The 17,882-nt window shown below is 69.8% G+C and carries 19 protein-coding genes and 1 pseudogene; 6 read left to right on the top strand and 14 right to left on the bottom strand.

Translation table 11 applies throughout. The features are described from left to right. Positions 1–49: 49 nt before the first annotated feature. A complete protein-coding gene (locus HHL19_RS07475) occupies positions 50–232 on the top strand; it encodes a DUF6104 family protein (protein WP_019075209.1) in 183 nt (60 codons plus the stop codon). A gap of 57 nt (positions 233–289) precedes the next feature. On the opposite strand, the gene HHL19_RS07480 is transcribed toward HHL19_RS07475, so the two are convergent. Continuing rightward, positions 290–1,105, bottom strand: a complete 816-nt coding sequence (locus HHL19_RS07480; protein ID WP_169086873.1) for a hypothetical protein — start codon at positions 1,103–1,105, stop codon at positions 290–292. Positions 1,106–1,280: 175 nt separating this feature from the next. On the opposite strand from HHL19_RS07480, the gene HHL19_RS07485 reads away from it, so the two are divergent. Both HHL19_RS07485 and HHL19_RS07490 read left to right on the top strand, forming a co-directional pair. Continuing rightward, entirely contained in the window at positions 1,281–2,168 is an 888-nt protein-coding gene (locus HHL19_RS07485; protein WP_169086875.1) for a DUF4097 family beta strand repeat-containing protein, read from the top strand. 1 nt (position 2,169) lies between these two features. Further along, positions 2,170–3,051, top strand: a complete 882-nt coding sequence (locus HHL19_RS07490) for a PadR family transcriptional regulator (RefSeq protein WP_169086877.1) — start codon at positions 2,170–2,172, stop codon at positions 3,049–3,051. A 289-nt stretch (positions 3,052–3,340) separates the two neighbouring features. Here the strand turns inward: HHL19_RS07490 and HHL19_RS07495 are convergent, their stop codons facing one another. The 3 genes from HHL19_RS07495 to HHL19_RS07505 all read right to left on the bottom strand — a co-directional run bounded on the left by HHL19_RS07495 (position 3,341) and on the right by HHL19_RS07505 (position 7,258). Beyond that, positions 3,341–4,831 (bottom strand): cellulase family glycosylhydrolase, encoded by a 1,491-nt coding sequence (locus HHL19_RS07495; protein WP_346768528.1) that lies wholly within the window; start codon positions 4,829–4,831, stop codon positions 3,341–3,343. 41 nt (positions 4,832–4,872) lie between these two features. After that, entirely contained in the window at positions 4,873–5,838 is a 966-nt protein-coding gene (locus tag HHL19_RS07500; protein WP_169086879.1) for a zinc-binding dehydrogenase, read from the bottom strand. A gap of 208 nt (positions 5,839–6,046) precedes the next feature. After that, positions 6,047–7,258: an NADP-dependent malic enzyme gene (locus HHL19_RS07505; protein ID WP_169086881.1), complete on the bottom strand. Its 1,212-nt coding sequence runs from the start codon at positions 7,256–7,258 to the stop codon at positions 6,047–6,049. Between the two features lie 547 nt (positions 7,259–7,805). Here HHL19_RS07505 and HHL19_RS07510 point away from each other — a divergent pair. Genes HHL19_RS07510 through HHL19_RS07520 form a run of 3 tightly spaced genes read left to right on the top strand, consistent with a single transcriptional unit; the run spans position 7,806 to position 10,520 of the window. Further along, positions 7,806–8,765, top strand: coding sequence for an ABC transporter substrate-binding protein (locus HHL19_RS07510; protein ID WP_169086883.1), 960 nt, complete (start codon positions 7,806–7,808; stop codon positions 8,763–8,765). Between the two features lie 40 nt (positions 8,766–8,805). After that, positions 8,806–9,756 (top strand): amino acid ABC transporter permease, encoded by a 951-nt coding sequence (locus HHL19_RS07515; RefSeq protein ID WP_169086885.1) that lies wholly within the window; start codon positions 8,806–8,808, stop codon positions 9,754–9,756. Further along, entirely contained in the window at positions 9,753–10,520 is a 768-nt protein-coding gene (locus HHL19_RS07520; RefSeq protein ID WP_169086887.1) for an amino acid ABC transporter ATP-binding protein, read from the top strand. The genes HHL19_RS07515 and HHL19_RS07520 overlap by 4 nt, the downstream gene beginning before the upstream one ends. Positions 10,521–10,736: 216 nt before the next feature. On the opposite strand, the pseudogene HHL19_RS07525 reads toward HHL19_RS07520, so the two are convergent. The 10 genes and pseudogenes from HHL19_RS07525 to HHL19_RS07565 all read right to left on the bottom strand — a co-directional run. Next, a pseudogene (locus HHL19_RS07525) lies at positions 10,737–11,141 on the bottom strand (SAM-dependent methyltransferase); the annotation flags it as partial. Positions 11,142–11,246: 105 nt separating this feature from the next. Beyond that, complete coding sequence (locus HHL19_RS07530; RefSeq protein ID WP_169086889.1) at positions 11,247–12,356, bottom strand: methyltransferase domain-containing protein; 1,110 nt, start codon at positions 12,354–12,356, stop codon at positions 11,247–11,249. A gap of 77 nt (positions 12,357–12,433) precedes the next feature. Next, positions 12,434–12,568 carry a hypothetical protein gene (locus tag HHL19_RS38060; RefSeq protein WP_277349235.1) on the bottom strand — a complete coding sequence of 45 codons (135 nt, stop codon included), beginning with the start codon at positions 12,566–12,568 and terminating at the stop codon, positions 12,434–12,436. 348 nt (positions 12,569–12,916) lie between these two features. Then, positions 12,917–13,117: a hypothetical protein gene (locus tag HHL19_RS07535; protein ID WP_240981469.1), complete on the bottom strand. Its 201-nt coding sequence runs from the start codon at positions 13,115–13,117 to the stop codon at positions 12,917–12,919. A gap of 90 nt (positions 13,118–13,207) precedes the next feature. Further along, positions 13,208–14,056 carry a helix-turn-helix transcriptional regulator gene (locus HHL19_RS07540; protein ID WP_169086893.1) on the bottom strand — a complete coding sequence of 283 codons (849 nt, stop codon included), beginning with the start codon at positions 14,054–14,056 and terminating at the stop codon, positions 13,208–13,210. Positions 14,057–14,066: 10 nt separating this feature from the next. Beyond that, positions 14,067–14,585 (bottom strand): DUF6879 family protein, encoded by a 519-nt coding sequence (locus HHL19_RS07545; RefSeq protein ID WP_346768529.1) that lies wholly within the window; start codon positions 14,583–14,585, stop codon positions 14,067–14,069. Further along, positions 14,566–14,832, bottom strand: coding sequence for a hypothetical protein (locus HHL19_RS07550; RefSeq protein WP_069743205.1), 267 nt, complete (start codon positions 14,830–14,832; stop codon positions 14,566–14,568). Before HHL19_RS07550 ends, HHL19_RS07545 begins: the two co-directional genes overlap by 20 nt. Positions 14,833–15,085: 253 nt before the next feature. Continuing rightward, positions 15,086–15,502 carry a phage terminase small subunit P27 family gene (locus tag HHL19_RS36745; RefSeq protein WP_346770277.1) on the bottom strand — a complete coding sequence of 139 codons (417 nt, stop codon included), beginning with the start codon at positions 15,500–15,502 and terminating at the stop codon, positions 15,086–15,088. A gap of 824 nt (positions 15,503–16,326) precedes the next feature. Beyond that, entirely contained in the window at positions 16,327–16,827 is a 501-nt protein-coding gene (locus HHL19_RS07560; protein ID WP_169086897.1) for a hypothetical protein, read from the bottom strand. 1 nt (position 16,828) lies between these two features. Further along, the gene (locus HHL19_RS07565; protein WP_169086899.1) at positions 16,829–17,065 is read right to left on the bottom strand and encodes a hypothetical protein; all 237 of its coding nucleotides are present in this window, start codon (positions 17,063–17,065) and stop codon (positions 16,829–16,831) included. Positions 17,066–17,882 lie beyond the last annotated feature (817 nt).

A 17,882-nucleotide genomic window follows, 5' to 3' on the forward strand; every position in this document is an offset into this window, starting at 1 on the left:
GGGGGGTGCCGGGCCTCCGGCGTGTCCGGGCGGGCCTATCCTGGACGGCATGTACTTCACCGACCGTGGCATCGAGGAACTGGAGAAGCGGCGCGGCGAGGAGGAGGTCACCTTCGAGTGGCTCGCCGAGCAGCTGCGGACCTTCGTCGATCTCAACCCCGACTTCGAGGTGCCGGTCGAGCGCCTCGCGACCTGGCTGGCCCGTCTGGACGACGAGGACGACGACGAGTAGCGACGCGGACCGAAGGCCCCCTCCCGGGTGGGAGGGGGCCTTCGGCGTTCCCGTGCGTCAGTGCTCGCGCAGCCGGTCGTAGGCGAGGCCGAAGGCGCCGTGGGCGACGAGGAGGGCTCCGGCGGCGGTCCAGCCGCCGGAGCGGCGGCGGAGCCCCCACAGGAGCAGCGGCACGCCCGCGGCGAGCTGGACGCCGCCCAGGAGGCGCGCCCGGGGGCCGCGTACGTACGGGCCGAGGGGGCCCTCCTCCACGGCGTCGAGCTCGTCGAGGACCGCACCGCGCCAGCCGGGCCATTCGAGCTGCTCGGCGCCGGCGGCGAGGGCGGCCGCGCGGAGCCGGTCGGGGGTCTCGCCGGGGTCGACGCCGGCGGGCAGGGCGAGGCCGGTGCGGGCGAGGACGGCGACGAGGCCGAGGAGGCGGGTACGGGAGTCGGCCTCGGGGTCGGGGAGGGTCAGCGGCTCAAGGGCCTGGACGTCGAGGACGGGGTCGAGGGCGAGCCGGTCGGCGAGGGTCCGCATGGCCTCGTCCTCGCCGACCGGGGTGCCGGCGGCGAGCCAGGTGTAGCCGACGGTGCGGCGGAATCCGGCGGCGAGGGTGATGCCGGCGCGGTCCGCGTCCCACCAGAGGGCGAGGACGGGCCAGCCGGCGGCGGAGACGGCGAGGGCGGTGGCCCAGCCGGTGACGACCCGCTCGACCGGCTCACCGCCGTCCTGCCACGGCTTTCCCTCCGGTACGAGGACGCTCCAGCCGGCTCCGGCGGGGGCGAGGAGCAGCGGCTCGCGCAGGAGCTGGGCGGGCGGCCGGACCGTCGGGGGATCGGCTCGGCACAGCAGCAGCGCCCCGGCTGGGCTCGGTCCGGAAGTCGCGTTCATGGCCTCCAACCTAGGCCAGTTTGTCCGTGTACGGAGGCGTTTGCCTCGACCCTGTCAGGGATGAATCAGGGTTGACTCGAAGGCACCGCGATATATCGTGAATCCCGGAAGTCGCGATATGTCGAGTCGTGGCGCGGCGGGGAACGGCGCGCCGAGGAAGCGGGAGGACATCACCATGACCGAGTGGTCCGTCACCGAACCGGTGAAACTCGCGCCCGCCGACCCCGTGACACGGCTGCGCGTCCGTGTCGTGGGCGGCGCGGTGAACGTGGTGGGCACGGAGGAGAGCACGGCGCGGGTGGAGGTATCGGAGATCGAGGGCCCGCCCCTGGTCGTCACCCAGGAGGGCTCCACGCTGACCGTCACCTACGAGGACCTGCACTGGAAGGGCATCCTCAAGTGGCTCGACAGCAAGGCCCACCGGCGGCGCGCGGTGGTCTCGGTCGCCGTCCCGGCCGGGGCCGAGGTCGAGGTGGGCGCGGTCTCCGCGGACACGGTGGTCTCGGGCCTGCGGGGCCGCACCGAGGTCCGCGGGGTGACCGGGGGGACGACGCTCGTGGGGCTCTCCGGCCCGGTCCGCGCCGAGACCGTCTCGGGCGCCCTGGAGGCCCAGTCGGTGACCGGTGCGCTGCGGGTCGTCTCGGTGACCGGTGACGTGACGGTGATCGAGGGCTCGGGCTCGGCGGTACGGGCGGAGACCGTCAGCGGGGACCTGGTCCTGGACCTGGACCCGGCTCCGGCCGGGGCCCCGCCGGCCGACATCCGGCTCACCAGCGTCTCCGGCGAGGTCGCCGTCCGGCTGCCGCACCCGGCGGACGCCCGGGTCGAGGCGAGCACGACGAGCGGCGCGGTGTCGAACGCCTTCGAGGACCTGCGGGTGGGCGGCGAGTGGGGCACCAAGTCCATCACCGGGACGCTCGGCGCGGGCAGCGGCACGCTCAAGGCGACCACGGTCTCCGGATCGATCGCCCTGCTCCGCCGCCCGGAGCCCGCCGAGGACCCGGACACCGCTTCCGCCGCCCCCTCCGCCTCCTCCGCCCCCGCGTCAGGAAAGGTGCTCTGACATGGCCCCCGTCTTCGCACACGGCCGTCTCCGTCTCTACCTCCTCAAGCTGCTCGACGAGGCCCCCCGGCACGGCTACGAGGTCATCAGGCTCCTGGAGGAGCGTTTCCAGGGCCTGTACGCCCCCTCGGCCGGCACGGTCTACCCGCGGCTGGCCAAGCTGGAGGCCGAGGGGCTCGTCACCCACACCAGCGAGGGCGGCCGGAAGGTCTACGCGCTGACCGACGCGGGCCGCGCCGAACTGGCCGGCCGGGAGGACGAGCTCGACGCCCTGGAGCGGGAGATCCGGGACTCCGTCGCGGCCCTGGCCTCCGAGATCCGGGAGGACGTGCGCGGCGCGGCCGGCCGGGTGCGCAGCGAGATGCGCGCGGCGGCGAGCCGGGCCCGGACGGCGGAGGAGGGCTCCTTCGCCGACGTCAAGGAGGAGCTGCGCAGGGCCAAGCGGGAGTGGAAGGAGCAGGCCCGGCAGGCGAAGGAGTTCCAGCGGATCGCCCAGCAGGTCCAGGACGAGGTCCAGAACCGCTTCGCGAAGGGCGAGTGGCCGCAGACCGTCCGCGAGGGCCTGTCGGGGATCACCGCCCAGCTGGGCGACCTGGTCTCGGGCCACCCCAAGGGCCGTACGGGGGCCGGGAGTTCCCCGATGGACGTGTCGGTGCCGGGTGCGGACGAGGAGGCCGTGGTGCCGGAGTGGGCGCGGGAAGGGGCCGGCTCCGGTGACCCGGCGCGGGACCTGGACCGGCTGCTCGACCGCTTCCGGGACGAGGTGCGGGACGCGGCCCGGGACCACGGCGTGACGGACACCCAGCTCGCCGAGGCCCGCCACCACCTGTCCACGGCGGCGACCCGGATCACCGGGATACTCCGCCCCCGCACGGAGCCCTGACCGGAGCCGGAGCTGGCGGGCTGGACCGGGGCCGAGCCGGTGGCCGGAGCCAGGCCGGAACCCGGAGCCCATGCCGGGGCCGGGGCCGGAGCCCAGGCCGGGGCCGGAGCCGGTGGCCGGGTGACCGGTGGCCCGGGGGCCGGGGGCCTGGACCCAGGTCCCTGACCGGGGTTTGGGCCAGGGCTCGGGCTTGGGCCCGGGCCAGGGCTCGGGCTTGGGCCCCGGCCAAGGCTCGGGCATGGGCCCCGGCCAAGGCTCGGGCATGGGCAGCGGGGCCCCCGGGGCAGGGTCAGTGGGCCGCCGGGCCGGTCCGGGTCACGGTGACGGTGACTCGGGCGTCGGGGGCGGCGAGGACGCGGACGCGTTCGTACCCCCGGCCGTGCCCCGCGCGACGGCCCTTGTCGTGGAGGACGAGGGCGCCGCGGGCCGTGACCTTCCAGTCGCCGGGCGGCAGGGCCAGTTCGGTGACGCGGGAGCCGCGGCGGCCGGCGGCGTCGTACTCCAGGCGGTAGACGCCGGCCGCCGGGTCGTAGGCGGAGGTGCGGACCCGGCCGGCGACGGCCTCCGCGTACGGCTCCGCGGTCAGCTCCTTGTTGGTGCGGAAGGCGCCGGCGGAGTCGACCGCGCAGTAGCCGCCGCCGTAGCACCAGACGTAGCCGGCCCAGCCCGAGGTGTAGCGGCCGAGGGAGGCCATGGCGTCGCGGTAGAAGCGGTTCATGTGCGGCAGGGAGTTGTTGAGCGGGCCCCACTCCCCCACCACCACGGGGACCTTGTACTCCTTGGGGTAGAGGGTGACGGCCTGCTCGTAGCTCTCGACCCAGCCGGCGGCGGGGTCGTAGTCGGCGCCGGCCTCCATGCCGGTGTTGTAGAAGTGCGGGGCGTAGACGATCTTCGGGTCGTCGATCCGGCCGAGGCCAGTGGGGACCCCTTCGCCGACGATCGGGGTGGGTTCGACGAAGATCCAGGCGTCCCGGTCGGCCGTGCGGATGGCGTCGGCGATCCGGTCGTACATGGGGGTGAGCTGTTCGCGCTCGATGCGGCGGGCGGCGGTGGGCAGGTCCTCGCCCTCGCGGAGTTCGCCCATCGGCTCGTTGATGGGGTCGTAGCCGAGGACGGCCGGGTGGTCGTCGAAGCGCTCGGCGAGCACCTGCCACATGCGGGCCTGGGCGCGGCGGAGGTCCTCGTCCTCGTAGAGGTGGGTGAAGGCGCGCTGGACGGCGGGCTCGAAGTACTCGGAGAACCAGTCGTCGGGGCGGGGAGTGAAGGGCAGTCCGTCGGTGCGGGTGGCCCAGGCGGGGATGCCCCGGTGACCGAAGGCGGGGCCGAAGACGTCCTGGTGGGCGTCGAGCAGGACCTTGACGTCGTACTTCTCGGCCCAGTCCAGGACCCGCTCGATCTTCCGCAGATAGGCCTGGCTGTACCGGCCCGGCCGCGGCTCCAGGTCGTCCCAGAAGACGAGGAGGCGGGCGAAGTTGAAGCCCTTGGCGCGCATGTCGCGGAAGTGCTTCTCCGTCACGGCGGAGAGGGCGGCGTCACCGCGGTTGGCCTTGTCCTCCACGTTCCAGCCGCGCAGGGTGAGGACGCGGCCGCGGGAGTCGGTGAGGGCGGGGATCCCGTCAGCCCCGGTGGCCCCAGCTCTCCCGGTGGTCCCGGTGATCCCGGTGGTCCCGGTCTCCGCGTGCGCGGCGGTCGGGGCGAGCAGCGAGGCGGCGAGGGCGCCCGTCAGAAGGGTGGTGCGCAGCAAGGAGACCTCCGACACGAGGAAGTGAGCGTTGTTCACCTTTCATGTGCCGGAGATCCCATCAGGTCGACCGACCCGTATCAAGAGGTCGTCAGCACGATCTTTCCGAAGAGTTCGCCCGAGGCCATCTTCACGAAGCCCTCGCGGGCCCGGTCCAGCGGCAGCACCTCGTCGATCACCGGACGGACCCCGGTGACGGCGCAGAAGGAGAGGAGGTCCTCCAGCTCGTCCTTGGAACCCATGGTGGAGCCCACGACCTTCAGCTCCAGGAAGAAGATCCGGGTCAGTTCGGCGTGCGAGGGGCGGTCGCCGCTGGTGGCGCCGGAGATCACCAGCGTGCCGCCGGGGCGCAGCGACTTCACCGAGTGCGACCAGGTCGCGGCGCCGACCGTCTCGATGACGGCGTCCACCCGGTACGGCAGCCGGGCCCCGGGCTCGTACGCCTCGACGGCGCCGAGCTCCACGGCCCGCTTGCGCTTGGCCTCGTCCCGGCTGGTGGCGAAGACCCGCAGGCCGGCGGCCTTGCCGAGGACGATCGCGGCGGTGGCGACGCCGCCGCCGGCGCCCTGGACGAGGATCGAGTCGCCGGGGCGGACCCCGGCGTTGGTGAAGAGCATCCGGTAGGCGGTCAGCCAGGCGGTGGGGAGGCAGGCCGCCTCGGCGAAGGAGAGCTCCTTCGGCTTGGGCAGCACGTTCCAGCGGGGGACGGTGACGCGCTCGGCGAAGGTGCCCTGGTAGCGCTCGGTGAGGATGGAGCGGGGCTCGTCGGGTCCGACGCCGTGGCCGGTCTGGCCGATCACGGAGTGCAGGACGACCTCGTTGCCGTCCTCGTCGATCCCGGCGGCGTCGCAGCCGAGGATCATCGGCAGCTTCTCCTCGGGCAGGCCGACCCCGCGCAGCGACCAGAGGTCGTGGTGGTTGAGGGAGGCGGCTTCGACGGTGACGGTGGTCCAGCCGGGGCGCACCTCGGGCTCGGGGCGTTCGCCCAGTTCGAGGCCGTTCAGGGGCTGGTCGCGGTCGATTCGGGCGGCGTAGGCAGCGAACATGGCCCCGACCCTAGGGGCGACGGAGAGCACACGGAACCTCACTCCGGTGTGACGCGCGTCCCCCGGGCCCGCCCGCCCCGGGACCCGGAAGCACGTACCCCCCCCGCCTTCGACACGTGCCGGTCCCCCGGCACGGGAGAGGGCCCCGCCCCGGGTCCGATGCGGCGGACCGGGGCGGGGCCCTCTCGGGGCCTTCCGCTGACGGGGGTCAGCGGCGGGCGACGCCCTCGGCGCGCGCGGCGGCGGCGACCGCGGCCGCGACGGCCGGGGCGACCCGGTCGTCGAACGGCGACGGGATGACGCAGTCGGCGCTGAGCTCGTCACCGACGACACCGGCGATGGCGTCGGCGGCGGCGATCTTCATGCCCTCGGTGATCTGGGAGGCCCGGACCTGGAGCGCGCCGGCGAAGATGCCGGGGAACGCGAGGACGTTGTTGATCTGGTTGGGGTAGTCCGAACGGCCGGTGGCCACGACCGCCGCGTACTTGTGCGCGACGTCGGGGTGGACCTCGGGGTTCGGGTTGGCCATGGCGAAGACGAAGGCGTCCTTGGCCATGGCGGCGACGGCCGCCTCGGGGACCGTACCGCCGGAGACGCCGATGAAGACGTCGGCGCCGGCGAGGGCGGTCTCCAGGGAGCCGGAGAGGCCCGCCTTGTTGGTGAGGCCGGCGATCTCGCGCTTGACGTCGGTGAGGTCCTCGCGGTCGCTGCTGACGACGCCCTTGCGGTCGGCGACGCAGACGTCGCCGATGCCGGCCGACAGGAGGAACTTGGCGATGGCCACACCGGCCGCGCCCGCGCCGGAGATCACGGCGCGCAGGTCGCCGAGGGTCCGGCCGGTCAGCTTCGCCGCGTTCCGCAGGGCGGCGAGGGTGACGATGGCGGTGCCGTGCTGGTCGTCGTGGAAGACCGGGATGTCGAGGCGCTCCTGGAGCTTGCGCTCGATCTCGAAGCACCGCGGCGCCGAGATGTCCTCCAGGTTCACTCCACCGAAGGACGGGGCGAGCCGGACGACGGTGTCGACGATCTCGTCGGTGTCGGTGGTCGCGAGGGCGATCGGGACGGCGTCGACGCCGCCGAACTGCTTGAAGAGGATCGCCTTGCCCTCCATGACCGGGAGGGAGGCCTCCGGGCCGATGTCGCCGAGGCCGAGCACGGCGGTGCCGTCGGTGACGACGGCGACGACCTGGGACTTCCACGTGTAGTCGTGGACCAGCTCGGGCTGCTCGGCGATGGCGGTGCACACCTTGGCGACGCCGGGCGTGTACGCGAGGGACAGGTCGTCCTTGTCGCGGACGGGAACGGTGGCCTGAATGGCCATCTTGCCACCGCGGTGAAGAGCGAAAGCCGGGTCGAAGGGCTCCTCCGGAGCTCCTTCCGTAGCACTCTCGCTGAGAGGATTGACGATCTCCGCTGCCATGTGGGTGAGACCCCTTATGTCTGTTGTTCGAGGGTTTCCGCTCCTGGTGTGGAGCGGTGGGCGGGTCCCGCGGCCGCCGTGTCGGGCAGCCGCGCGGGCGCGCCGCACAACGCGCCCTGAGCCCCGGATGAGGGGTGTAAGGATCCTTCTTACCGGACAGACGGCACCGCAGACGAGTCTGTATCCGGTCGGTGACGCGACTCATACCGAGTGCGTCCGGACGCGGACGGAGAACGACTCGTCACTCGATATCAGGAAAGATGCCGGAGGCGTCCGTTTGGCTCTGTTCGTGCCGTCCGAATGGCGAGATCAACCGCAGATTCTTCGGCGAACGGGTAGGGCTACGAAAGATGATCCGGCCTTGATGTACCGGCCTGTCGGGATTCGGGTGCGACCCGTTACCCGATTTTGACATCCGTGGCCGTCGGTTTGAGGCGGTCCGAATGGCAAGATGCCGTAATCACACGAGGTCGCGACACTCGAAGACGCGTACGCGACCTTTTGGCAACGCCTATGGCAACTCCCTCAACGCCGGAGGATCCCGACCATGACCGCACGCTCCACGCGCTGTACGACCGCCGCCAAGACCCGCACCTCCCGTCTTGCCGCGGTCGCCGCCATCGCGGTCGCCGGCTCGATGCTGCTCACCGCCTGCGGCGACCAGACCGACAGCGGCTCCACGAAGGAAGGCGGCGCCGCCGTCAGCTCCGCCCCGCTCTTCTCGAAGCTGCCCGCCGACATCCAGAAGGCCGGCGTCATCAAGGTCGGCACGGACGCCACGTACGCGCCGATGGAGTTCACCCAGGACGGCAAGATCGTCGGCGTCGACCCCGACATCGCCGCCGCGCTGTCCAAGCAGCTCGGCGTGAAGTTCGAGTTCACCTCGGGCACCTTCGACGGCCTGATCACCTCCCTGGAGACCGGCCGCCAGGACATCGTCATGTCCTCCATGACGGACAACAAGAAGCGCCAGGAGGGCCTGGACGACAACGGGAAGAAGATCGGCAAGGGCGTCGACTTCGTCGACTACTTCTCCTCCGGCGTCTCCCTGCTGGTCAAGAAGGGCAACCCGCAGGGCGTCAACTCCCTCGACGACCTCTGCGGCAAGACCGTCGCCGTCCAGCGCGGCACGATCTACGAGGACACCTTCAAGGCCCAGGCCGAGAAGTGCGGCTCGAACAAGCTCACGATCCAGGCCTTCGACACCGACGCCGAGGCGCAGACCCGCGTGAAGGCCGGCGGCGCGGTCGCCGACCTGAACGACTACCCGGTCGCCGCGCACATCGCGAAGACCTCGGGTGGCGGCAAGGACTTCGAGGTCGTCGGCAGCCAGAGCGACGTCGGCCTCTTCGGCATCGCCGTCTCCAAGGACAAGACCCAGCTGCGCGACGCCGTCAAGGAGGCGCTCGACGCGATCATCAAGGACGGCACCTACGCCGAGGCCCTGAAGAAGTGGGACGTCGAGGGCAGCGCGGTCAAGCAGGCCACCATCAACGCCGGCCAGTGACCTGCCCGCTCCCCCCTCGCACCACTGAAGGGCAGTCGTCATGACTGACAAGATCAGCAAGGACCCGGCCGCCACGCCGGCCGGGTCCGGCCCCTCGGGCACCCCCTACGAGGCGATCAAGGCCATCCCGGTCCGGCACTACGGCCGCTGGGTCAGCGGCGTCGTGGTCGTGGCCCTCCTCGGCTGGCTCGTCTACGCCTTCTCCCAGGGCAACATCATCTGGGCGACGGTCGGAGACAAGCTGTTCGACCCGTCCGTCCTCACCGGTCTGTGGAAGACGATCCTCATCAGCGTCACCGCGATGGCGCTGGGCCTCGTGCTCGGCATCCTCTTCGCCGTGATGCGGCTGTCGAACAACCCGGTCACCGGAGCCGTCGCCTGGCTCTACATCTGGTTCTTCCGCGGCACCCCGGTCTACGTCCAGCTCCTCGTCTGGTTCAACCTGGCCCTGATCTTCGAGTACATCAACCTCGGACCGATCTACAAGGACGAGACCTCGCAGGTCCTGACCCCGTTCATGGTGGCCCTGCTGGGCCTCGGCCTGAACGAGGGCGCGTACATGGCGGAGATCGTCCGCGCCGGCATCCAGTCGGTCGACGAGGGCCAGACCGAGGCGGCGCACGCGCTCGGCATGTCCCAGACGAAGACCATGCGCCGGATCGTGCTGCCGCAGGCGATGCGCGTGATCGTGCCGCCGACGGGCAACGAGTTCATCAACATGCTGAAGACCTCGTCGCTGGTCTCGGCCGTGCAGTACACGGAGCTGCTCCGCGCCTCGTCGAACATCGGCAGCACGGCCGGCGCCGTGATGGAGATGCTCTTCGTGGCCTCCATCTGGTACCTGGCGCTGACCAGCGTCTTCAGCGTCGGCCAGTACTACCTGGAGCGTCGCTTCGCCCGCGGTTCGACGCGTAACCTGCCGCCCACCCCCTGGCAGCGGGTCAAGACGAACATCACCACGTTCAAGCGTTCCCCGGAGGCATCGGCATGACCGGCGAGCTCATGGTCAAGGCGGAGGGCGTCCACAAGTCCTACGGCGCCGCCCACATCCTCCGCGGCATCGACCTGGAGGTCCGCAGCGGCGAGGTGTTCTGCCTGGTCGGCCCGTCCGGCTCCGGCAAGTCGACCTTCCTGCGCTGCATCAACCACCTGGAGCGGATCGACGGCGGCCGGCTCTCCGTCGACGGCCAGCTGGTCGGCTACCGCCAGCACGGCGACAAGCTCTACGAGCTGAGGGACCGCGAGGTCGCGGCCCAGCGCCGGGACATCGGCATGGTCTTCCAGCGCTTCAACCTGTTCCCCCACATGACGGCCCTGGCCAACGTGATGGAGGCACCCATCCAGGTGAAGGGCGAGACCAAGGCGGTCGCCCGCGAGCGGGCCGAGCGCCTGCTCGACCGGGTCGGCCTGCGCGACCGGATGGGGAACTACCCCTCGCAGCTCTCCGGCGGCCAGCAGCAGCGCGTCGCCATCGCCCGCGCGCTGGCGATGGAGCCGAAGCTGATGCTCTTCGACGAGCCCACCTCGGCGCTCGACCCGGAGCTCGTCGGTGACGTCCTCGACGTCATGCGTGACCTCGCCGAGTCGGGCATGACGATGATCGTCGTCACGCACGAGATGGGCTTCGCCCGGGAGGTCGGCGACTCGCTGGTCTTCATGGACGGCGGCGTGGTGGTCGAGTCCGGCCACCCGAGGGAAGTCCTGACGAACCCGCAGCACGACCGGACGAAGGCGTTCCTGTCGAAGGTGCTGTAAGCGGCACGACGAAAGGGGCGGTACGGGCGCGAAGCCCGTACCGCCCCTTCGCACGTCAGGAGGCCGTACGCGCCCGGCTACGCGCCCGGAGGCCGTACGCGCCCGGCTACGCGCGCCCGACGGCCCTGCGTCCGGAGACCGTACGCGCCCGGAGGCCGTACGCCCCTTCGCACGTAGGGGAGGCCGTACGCCCTCCCCCGCCCCTCCCCTCCCCGCCTACTTCACCGCGAGGAGCAGCGTGTCGGAGGGCGAGCACCACACCGGCCGGGCCTCGCCGAAGCCGGCCGCGCGCAGGGTGTCGGCGTGCCAGCCCACCGGCGGCATGTCGCCGTCGGCGTGCTCGCCGTAGATCTCGAAGCGGCGGGCGGTGGGCTCGGCGAGGACCGGGTCCTTCGCGGCGAGCGCCCACCATTCGGCCCAGTCGAGGACCCCGGCGGCCTTCTCCTCGTCCATCCGGGCGTGCCGCTGGGCGCGCTCGGCGGCGTTGATCCGCGGGGTGGCCGGGTCGATCATGTGGTCGGCGTTCATGAAGACCCCGCCGTCCCGGACGAGCCCGGCGACCTGCCCGTACAGGGTGGCCAGGGGCTCGCTGTGGAGCCAGTGCAGGGCGGTGGCGGTCAGGAACACCCTCTAAACGCACATTCTAGCCAGAGGGCACGTCCCGGCACAGAGGAACCCCGCCCATGCGCCACGGGGTACGGCGCACAGGCGGGGCGGTCTCGCGGGTCAGCCGGTCAGGGGAACAGGCTGATCGGGGTCGTCCAGCCACGCGGACTCGCCCGTTGCGGTCACTGTCAGGCCGAACCGTTCCGGGCCGGGGTGGTTGTGCAGCAGCCACCAGGCGTGTGCAGCTTCCACTTCGTTCCACAGTCGGCGCGGGCCGTGCTGCCACACGGTGAACCGGTCGTCCGACTTCCCGTCCCAGTCCACGGCTGCCCACGACGTGGCGTCGGTAGTGGCGACCCATAGTCGGGACGCCACCCCTTCCACGTCGGGGTTGTCATGCCACGTCCACCACACGTCCCGGAGTTGTAGCCCCATGGCGAACTGCGCGGCCAGGTCGTCACCGGCCACCCGCCACGGCGGAAGGTTGGTGGTCGACTCGTCGGGCTGGTGACCGTCGCGCACCACGTCCCGGTAGATCCGGAGATTGGTGCGCTGGTTCCTCATGAGCATGAACGCGGAGTGCGGCAAGAACGGGCCCGACGCGGTTCCGGCCTCGTCCACGGTCATGCGCAGCAGTCCGTAGCAGACCCATGGACTTTCCCACGGGGTGAGGATGACGCCCCCGGGCTTCACCTGGTCGACCCACGGACGCGGGACGGACCGTACGGAGCACGTCGCCACGAGCCGGTCATACGGCGCGTTGTCCGGGTACCCCTCGGCCCCGTCCCCGGTCACGACGGCAGCGGTCACCCCCTCCTTCCGCAGACGCTCCCCGGCTTCCCCGGCCAACACGGGGTCGACTTCCATGGTCGTCACGTTCCCCGGGCCGGCGACATGGGCCAGGAGACCCGCGTTCCACCCGGTGCCGGTGCCGATCTCCAGGACCCGGTGTCCCTCGTGGACGTCGAGCATGTGCAGCATCCGAAACACGATGCTCGGGGCGCTGGCGGACGATGACGCCCACCGCTCGCCGTCGCCGGGGTCCTCGCCGTCGTTGATCTGCGTCACGACGGAATCGTTGGCGTAGACCGCGCGAAGCCACGTTTCCGGAGCGTCCGCCCGGTTGCACGGCACCAGGCCCTCACCCAGAAAGACGCGCTCGGGGACGAAGGCGGACCGGGGAACATTCCATGCCGCACGCTCCCACTCGGGCGTCACCGGCGCGTCCATGTCGTCGTTCACCGCGCCGAGCAGACCGCGCAGGGCGATTCGCTCGGACGCGGCGAATTTCGGTGTTGTCACCTGCGTCAGTCTTCCTTCTTGTGCTTCGGCGGGTCCTTCGGCTTGGCGGTGTCGGACGACGGCTTGGACGTGCCCGGGTCCTTCCCCCCGGAGTGCTGCCCGTTCCCTCCGCCGCCGCCCTTACCCGTTCCCCATCCCATGGCATTCCCTCTCTTGGTTACGTACGGATCTTGGGAACCCGCCCGGAGGGAATCACGCCCCACAGGGGCTGCGCCGGACGGGCGTGGTGCACCCGAGCGCACCGGCCTGAATCGCGGAAGTGTGCTCGGGGAGTCTTCGGGTCTACTCGCCCCCGTCGGCGAACTTCGGCGGCGGGGTGCCCGGCGGGAAGTACACGACCCCGGATCGGGGATCTTGGGCCCCGCCGTACTCCGTCCACCAGCCCTCGGGAGAGTCCCTGTACGGGCTGTCAGGGCTGTCGAGGAGGCTCACCAGCTCCGGGGCCGGTAACGGCCGCACAGGACGCCTCTGGAACCGCGCAGGGGTCATCAGGCGGTCCGGTACGGCTTGGCGCACTTGCTGTGCCGGTAGACCACGGCGGGCGGTCCCGACTGCCGTTCCACCGATCCCCGGCGGCAGGGCTCCAGCACCCCGATCGGCTGGTTGCACTCGGGGCAGGTCACTCCCTCGGGCGCGTACGTCGCGTACTCGTCCCTGCGGGCGTCCGTGTCTCTGGTCGTACTCGCCATCGCTGGTGTCCCCTCACGTGGTCCGACGACGACCAAGTTAGGGAGAGAAGAACCCCAACTCCCATGCGATTGCATGAGGTTGCACGCGAGTTACCCGAGAGCATCCAGCGCCGATGTGATCAGCGCACGAGCGGCGGCCCCGTAGACAGCCAGCGCCGCCAGTTCGGCGAACGTCTCGGCGTACATGGTCACCTCGCTCGGCTGCGTGATCGTGAGGTAGCCGGAGATCAATTCGACGTTGACCTGGGCCGTGTCGTAGATCCAGAATCCTTCAGCCGGCCAACGCTCCCGATCGGGTCGCATGGGCACAACTCCCAAGCTGACATTGGGAAGTGAGGCAATGGAGATCAGGTGACCGAGCTGCCCGGACATGACCTCGGCGCCGCCGATTCCGGCCCGCAACACCGACTCTTCAACGAGGAACGCAAACCGCCGGTCCCCCTCGTACAGCACGCGCTGACGTTCCATGCGGGCGGCCACGGCGTCGGCCACATCGTCCACCAGGCCGCGCCGCCGCTGGATCGCTTGGAGCGCTGCCGTGGTGTACGGCTGCGTCTGGATCATGCCGGGCACGAGCCACGACGAGTAGGACCGGAAACGACGGGTCCGCTGGTACAGCGGCAAGCGCGCTTCCTGTGCCTGCCTGAGCCCGGCCCGCTCCATGCGGCGCCAGTTGACCCACATGCCCTCAGCGGTCCGCAGCGTGGCAATCAGGTCTTCGGTCTGGTCCTCGGCACCGCACGCCTGACACCAGGCCCGAATGTCGTCAGCGGACGGGGGGGTCTTGGCGTTCATGATCCGCGACGACTTGGACCGGCTCCACCCGCAGCGCTCGGCCAGGTCAAGACCGGTCAGCCCGGCATCCCGGCAGAGATCCGCGAGACGTTTCGCGAGAGCCTGCCGGGCCTGCTGGGCACTGGAAGATGCAGAGACAGCCATGGGTTCGTGATCAGGCGGGCCGGTACCCCGCGTGAGGAATCGCGCGCTCCCACGCTGCCTCATACGCGCTGACGTACTGCGCGGCCAACGCCGGATCGTGCACGACTTCCATGCGCGCACCCGTCCACTGACCCTCGCCACTGAAGTGGTGGAGGATCACGGTTTCCTCATCCATGACCCACCCGTCCAGCGCGGGGAGCAGCAGATCACGCGCCCGCGAGCGAGGCAGCCAACGGACGTCCTCGCCGGCCGCCACGTTCGTAAAGGTGCCGTCGTACTCGTACCGGACGTAGTCGCTCAGCGGCTCCGAGACCACACGCAGACGACGCATGACGACACCCCGCCCGGTCGTCTCGGCCACCACGTCCAGCCACGACCGCCACCACGACTCGCGGTCCGCCGGGTTGTACCGGTGCCCTTCCTGCCAACGGATGAACTCCGGGTCATCCCGCATGTAGCTGTCCCGCATCTCAAGGTGCATCGCCGAGCGCTGCGCCTTGGCGAGGCATTCACGTACCGCTGTTGCCACCGTTGTCCTCACTGTCCGGACGGGGAATGAACTGGAGCATGTTCGCAGGGAGCCGGATCACGGTCTCGTGGTCCGGAACGTCCGTCGAGTGACCCGGAACCGAGCCGACTTCCTGCGCCTGCCGGATCGTCTCCTCATCAGCCTTCCATGACTGGATGATGAGGTCACCGGTGGTGTCGTCCAGCCAGATCGTGGGCGAGCCGTCATCGGGGGTGTTGGGCCAAATCCCCAGGAACTTTAGGGCCATTGGGCACTCTCCTAGCGAGTCGGTTGCACAGACGTGCACGAGCCTCACCCTGACGCGTGATCGGCGTCAAGGGCACGTCGAGACAAGTGCGGGAGCGGAGTTCAGGACGCAGCCCGGCGCCGCCGAACGCACGAAAGCCCCGCACCCGCTACCCCGAGGGATACGAGTGCGGGGCCTCAGCCTGCGTGTGTGTCAGCCGTTCTTGACTCCGGTCATGTAGGCGGCAGCCTTGCCGCCGAAAACGCCCACTCCGTTAGTCCCAGATTTCCGACCCTTCATCCTCTGTATCCGGTGCCGTGATGGCGGTGCGGGCGCTTGGTGAGAGTCCCAACTCCCGGATGTAGCGTGCGAGTTGGGTACGGTACTGCCCCGCGATCGTCGCAGCGCCGTTCTTCACGGTGCCCCGCTCGGCGGTCACGATCAGTCCGCGCTCGGAAAGGTCCCGCTCTGCCTGGTCGATCCGGGCGACACACACGCACAGGTCCTTGACTGTGGGGTGGTCCACTTCGCCGATACCGGCGGCCACTTCCAGAACGGGAACGATGCGCCGCCACTCCTCGGAAGCGACTTCCCGGCAACGTACGTTCGCCGGTTCAACGGCGGGATCGGATGAGGGCGGAAATACACCGGACCAATCCGGCTCGGCGAGGATCGCGCGGGGCACGATCACACCCTCTTTGATCGCGGACTTTGATGGATTGCCCTCGCGGGCCCGCTGAACTGCCGATTTTGGCCTATATCTGTCTGCCACGCATTCTCACTTCCTGGTGATGAGTCCCTTTGGGTTACCCAAAAACGTCTGCTGCTCCGGCGAGAGTTTTTCATCTCCCCCACGCTCATTCAGCAGGGGCGACGGGAGTGCCCCCCTGGTCAGTGCGATGGACGCTCGGCTGACTCGCGCCGTGAACGAGCTTCCGCAGCGAATCCACCCGGTTGATTGCGTGCGGTCTCTCGGTTATGGCACGTCGAGCAGAGTGGCCGAAGATGCTTCCACGCGTCCGGGTTCGCTTCGCCGCGTGCGGTCAACTCGCGTCGGCTGAGTGGGAAATGGTCGGCCACATTCGCGGACTGACCACACAGCACGCACCACGGGTTTGCATACAGGTAGGCCCGTCGAATGCGCTGCCACTGTGTGGTGTAGACAGCGCCGCCACGCGAGGCACGCTCTTTGTTCGCCTGTCGCTGGTGTTCCTTGCAGCGGCCCCCTGCCGTCAACTCGGGGCATCCGGGTATCGGGCAGGGGGTTCGGGGCTTACGCGGCATGGGGGCCATTCGGAGGGATCGCCGGGGGATCGATTGGAGTTCCGTCCGGGTGGCGGGGTGTGAGGTCGATAACCATGAGCCGGCCAGAGTGCCGCTTTCGCTGAACTCCTCTCGGCATCACGGTCTCTGTGTTCGTTGCGGTGTCGGCCCATGCGGGCCGTCCCTGGTCGTCGCGGGGGAAGTACGGGTAATCGCCGTCCGGTCCGGGGTCGAGTGCGTCTGTAGCCATTTCTAGTCCTTCCGGGAAACGTGGTCCTCGCGTGCCTGGGTCAGTTCCTTGGCGAACTGTGCGCCGAGTTCGGCCGCCTGCTTCTCGACTGCCCGCTGAATCGCGTCCAGGATCTCCGCGTCGTACCAGCGCTGTTCGGGAACCGTGTTCGGTTTGCCGATGGACCGCTGTGCCCGCTGCGCCTCGGTGAGGACGTGTCCGCGTCGGTAGCGTGCCGCGCGGTATTCGACGTATGCGGCGAACCACGGTTCGGCCGAGAGGGCCTTTATGAACCGCTCGTGGGCGTCGTCGCCGGAGTGTGCTGCTTCCTCGGCTCGCGTCTGCCAGGTATCGGCGAACTGTCGGTCATAGACCGCCCCGCGCTCGGCCCTGCGGGTCGCTTCGGCTTCCTGTGCCGCTTCCAACTGAGCCTGTGCGTCCGCGAGCGGGGCAGACAGCTTTTCAGCCTGCGCCTGGAGCTTTGCGAGGCGTTCGGCGGCCTTCTCGATTTCGTTGATGGTCATATCAGTTGGCACCCTTCGTCACGTCGCGGCCGTGCTCGGCTGCAATCTTCTTGTCGTTCTCGTAGTAACCAAGGCTCATCCGAATGGACGTGCCGAGCGTTTCGAATACTTCGGGGCGCGAGTCGCACAGTTCGGCGATTGCTTCCATGCGCTCATCCCGCTTGAATGCGGCGGCGCGCCTCTGCCCCTTATCGCGCTTCCCGTCCAGGAATGCGGCACCGTTGAGATATTCACTCATGATCTTTCTCCATTGCGTCTCGGCATGAAAAATCCCCTGCGTACGGCACGTCAGGGGGTTTGTGATGGCGGATCTGAAACTGTTTTTCGGGTGTCTCTATGCTGAACCCCTTTTCGGGGTGCCGATCAGCGCACGCGCAGCCATCTGCTTGGCCTGGTATACGCCCGTGCGGCAGTCCGCCGAGCAGTAGAGGGGGCGACGCCCCCGCCCGGCGTAGTGCAGTTCGTTCGAGCAGTTCGGGTGTGCACAGGTTCCGGAGCCCGTGTCCTCGGCGCGCTGCCGTGCGTCGGCCACGAGCGCGAGCGTTGTATGCGCGGCGGCCTGGTCGCCGTTCAGTGCGTCCCGCGCGGCGTTCTCAGCGCGTCGCAGGAGCGCGCAGACCTCTATGTGTCGTGCTGTGTCCATCGTTCCTCGCCGGTTACAGGGGAGGGCCGTACAAGCCCTCTCAGTGGTTAGGGGAGAGCGGGGCTTGCCCGCGCTCCCCGTATCGGCGACCCACGAGCTTGGGCCGCTTCCTGGCTTGCGGACAGTAGGGACCGAGGGTTTCCCGCAAAACTATTCAAGGCGGACCAAACGGACACCAAGTGTGACGCGGGTAACATTTCAAAGTTCCGGAGCCGTCGGCGAGGACCGAGCAGCGGACCGGATACGGCAACGGGGTGTTGAGGGTGACGACAGAGACCCCAATCTCTCTTCTCTCTAGGTTTTTCTTGGCTTCCCCAAAAACAGTCGAAGTTCGACACTCCCAACACCTTTTCGCCTCTCGCTGTCCGGCGGCCCCGCCCGAGGGCGAGCCGGCGAGGCTCCTTGTAGGCCC

The organism is Streptomyces sp. R302 (genome assembly GCF_012927245.1).
Classification (GTDB): domain Bacteria; phylum Actinomycetota; class Actinomycetes; order Streptomycetales; family Streptomycetaceae; genus Streptomyces.

Bases quoted from the DNA above. Each gene is read 5' to 3' on its own strand.
- HHL19_RS07540 (WP_169086893.1), bottom strand. From the start codon at position 14,056: ATGGCTGTCTCTGCATCTTCCAGTGCCCAGCAGGCCCGGCAGGCTCTC.
- HHL19_RS07535 (WP_240981469.1), bottom strand. From the start codon at position 13,117: ATGGCGAGTACGACCAGAGACACGGACGCCCGCAGGGACGAGTACGCG.
- HHL19_RS07560 (WP_169086897.1), bottom strand. From the start codon at position 16,827: ATGACCATCAACGAAATCGAGAAGGCCGCCGAACGCCTCGCAAAGCTC.
- HHL19_RS07475 (WP_019075209.1), top strand. From the start codon at position 50: ATGTACTTCACCGACCGTGGCATCGAGGAACTGGAGAAGCGGCGCGGC.
- HHL19_RS07480 (WP_169086873.1), bottom strand. From the start codon at position 1,105: ATGAACGCGACTTCCGGACCGAGCCCAGCCGGGGCGCTGCTGCTGTGC.
- HHL19_RS07500 (WP_169086879.1), bottom strand. From the start codon at position 5,838: ATGTTCGCTGCCTACGCCGCCCGAATCGACCGCGACCAGCCCCTGAAC.
- HHL19_RS07550 (WP_069743205.1), bottom strand. From the start codon at position 14,832: ATGGCCCTAAAGTTCCTGGGGATTTGGCCCAACACCCCCGATGACGGC.
- HHL19_RS07565 (WP_169086899.1), bottom strand. From the start codon at position 17,065: ATGAGTGAATATCTCAACGGTGCCGCATTCCTGGACGGGAAGCGCGAT.
- HHL19_RS07510 (WP_169086883.1), top strand. From the start codon at position 7,806: ATGACCGCACGCTCCACGCGCTGTACGACCGCCGCCAAGACCCGCACC.
- HHL19_RS07505 (WP_169086881.1), bottom strand. From the start codon at position 7,258: ATGGCAGCGGAGATCGTCAATCCTCTCAGCGAGAGTGCTACGGAAGGA.
- HHL19_RS07520 (WP_169086887.1), top strand. From the start codon at position 9,753: ATGACCGGCGAGCTCATGGTCAAGGCGGAGGGCGTCCACAAGTCCTAC.
- HHL19_RS07515 (WP_169086885.1), top strand. From the start codon at position 8,806: ATGACTGACAAGATCAGCAAGGACCCGGCCGCCACGCCGGCCGGGTCC.
- HHL19_RS38060 (WP_277349235.1), bottom strand. From the start codon at position 12,568: ATGGGATGGGGAACGGGTAAGGGCGGCGGCGGAGGGAACGGGCAGCAC.
- HHL19_RS07530 (WP_169086889.1), bottom strand. From the start codon at position 12,356: ATGGACGCGCCGGTGACGCCCGAGTGGGAGCGTGCGGCATGGAATGTT.
- HHL19_RS07485 (WP_169086875.1), top strand. From the start codon at position 1,281: ATGACCGAGTGGTCCGTCACCGAACCGGTGAAACTCGCGCCCGCCGAC.
- HHL19_RS07490 (WP_169086877.1), top strand. From the start codon at position 2,170: ATGGCCCCCGTCTTCGCACACGGCCGTCTCCGTCTCTACCTCCTCAAG.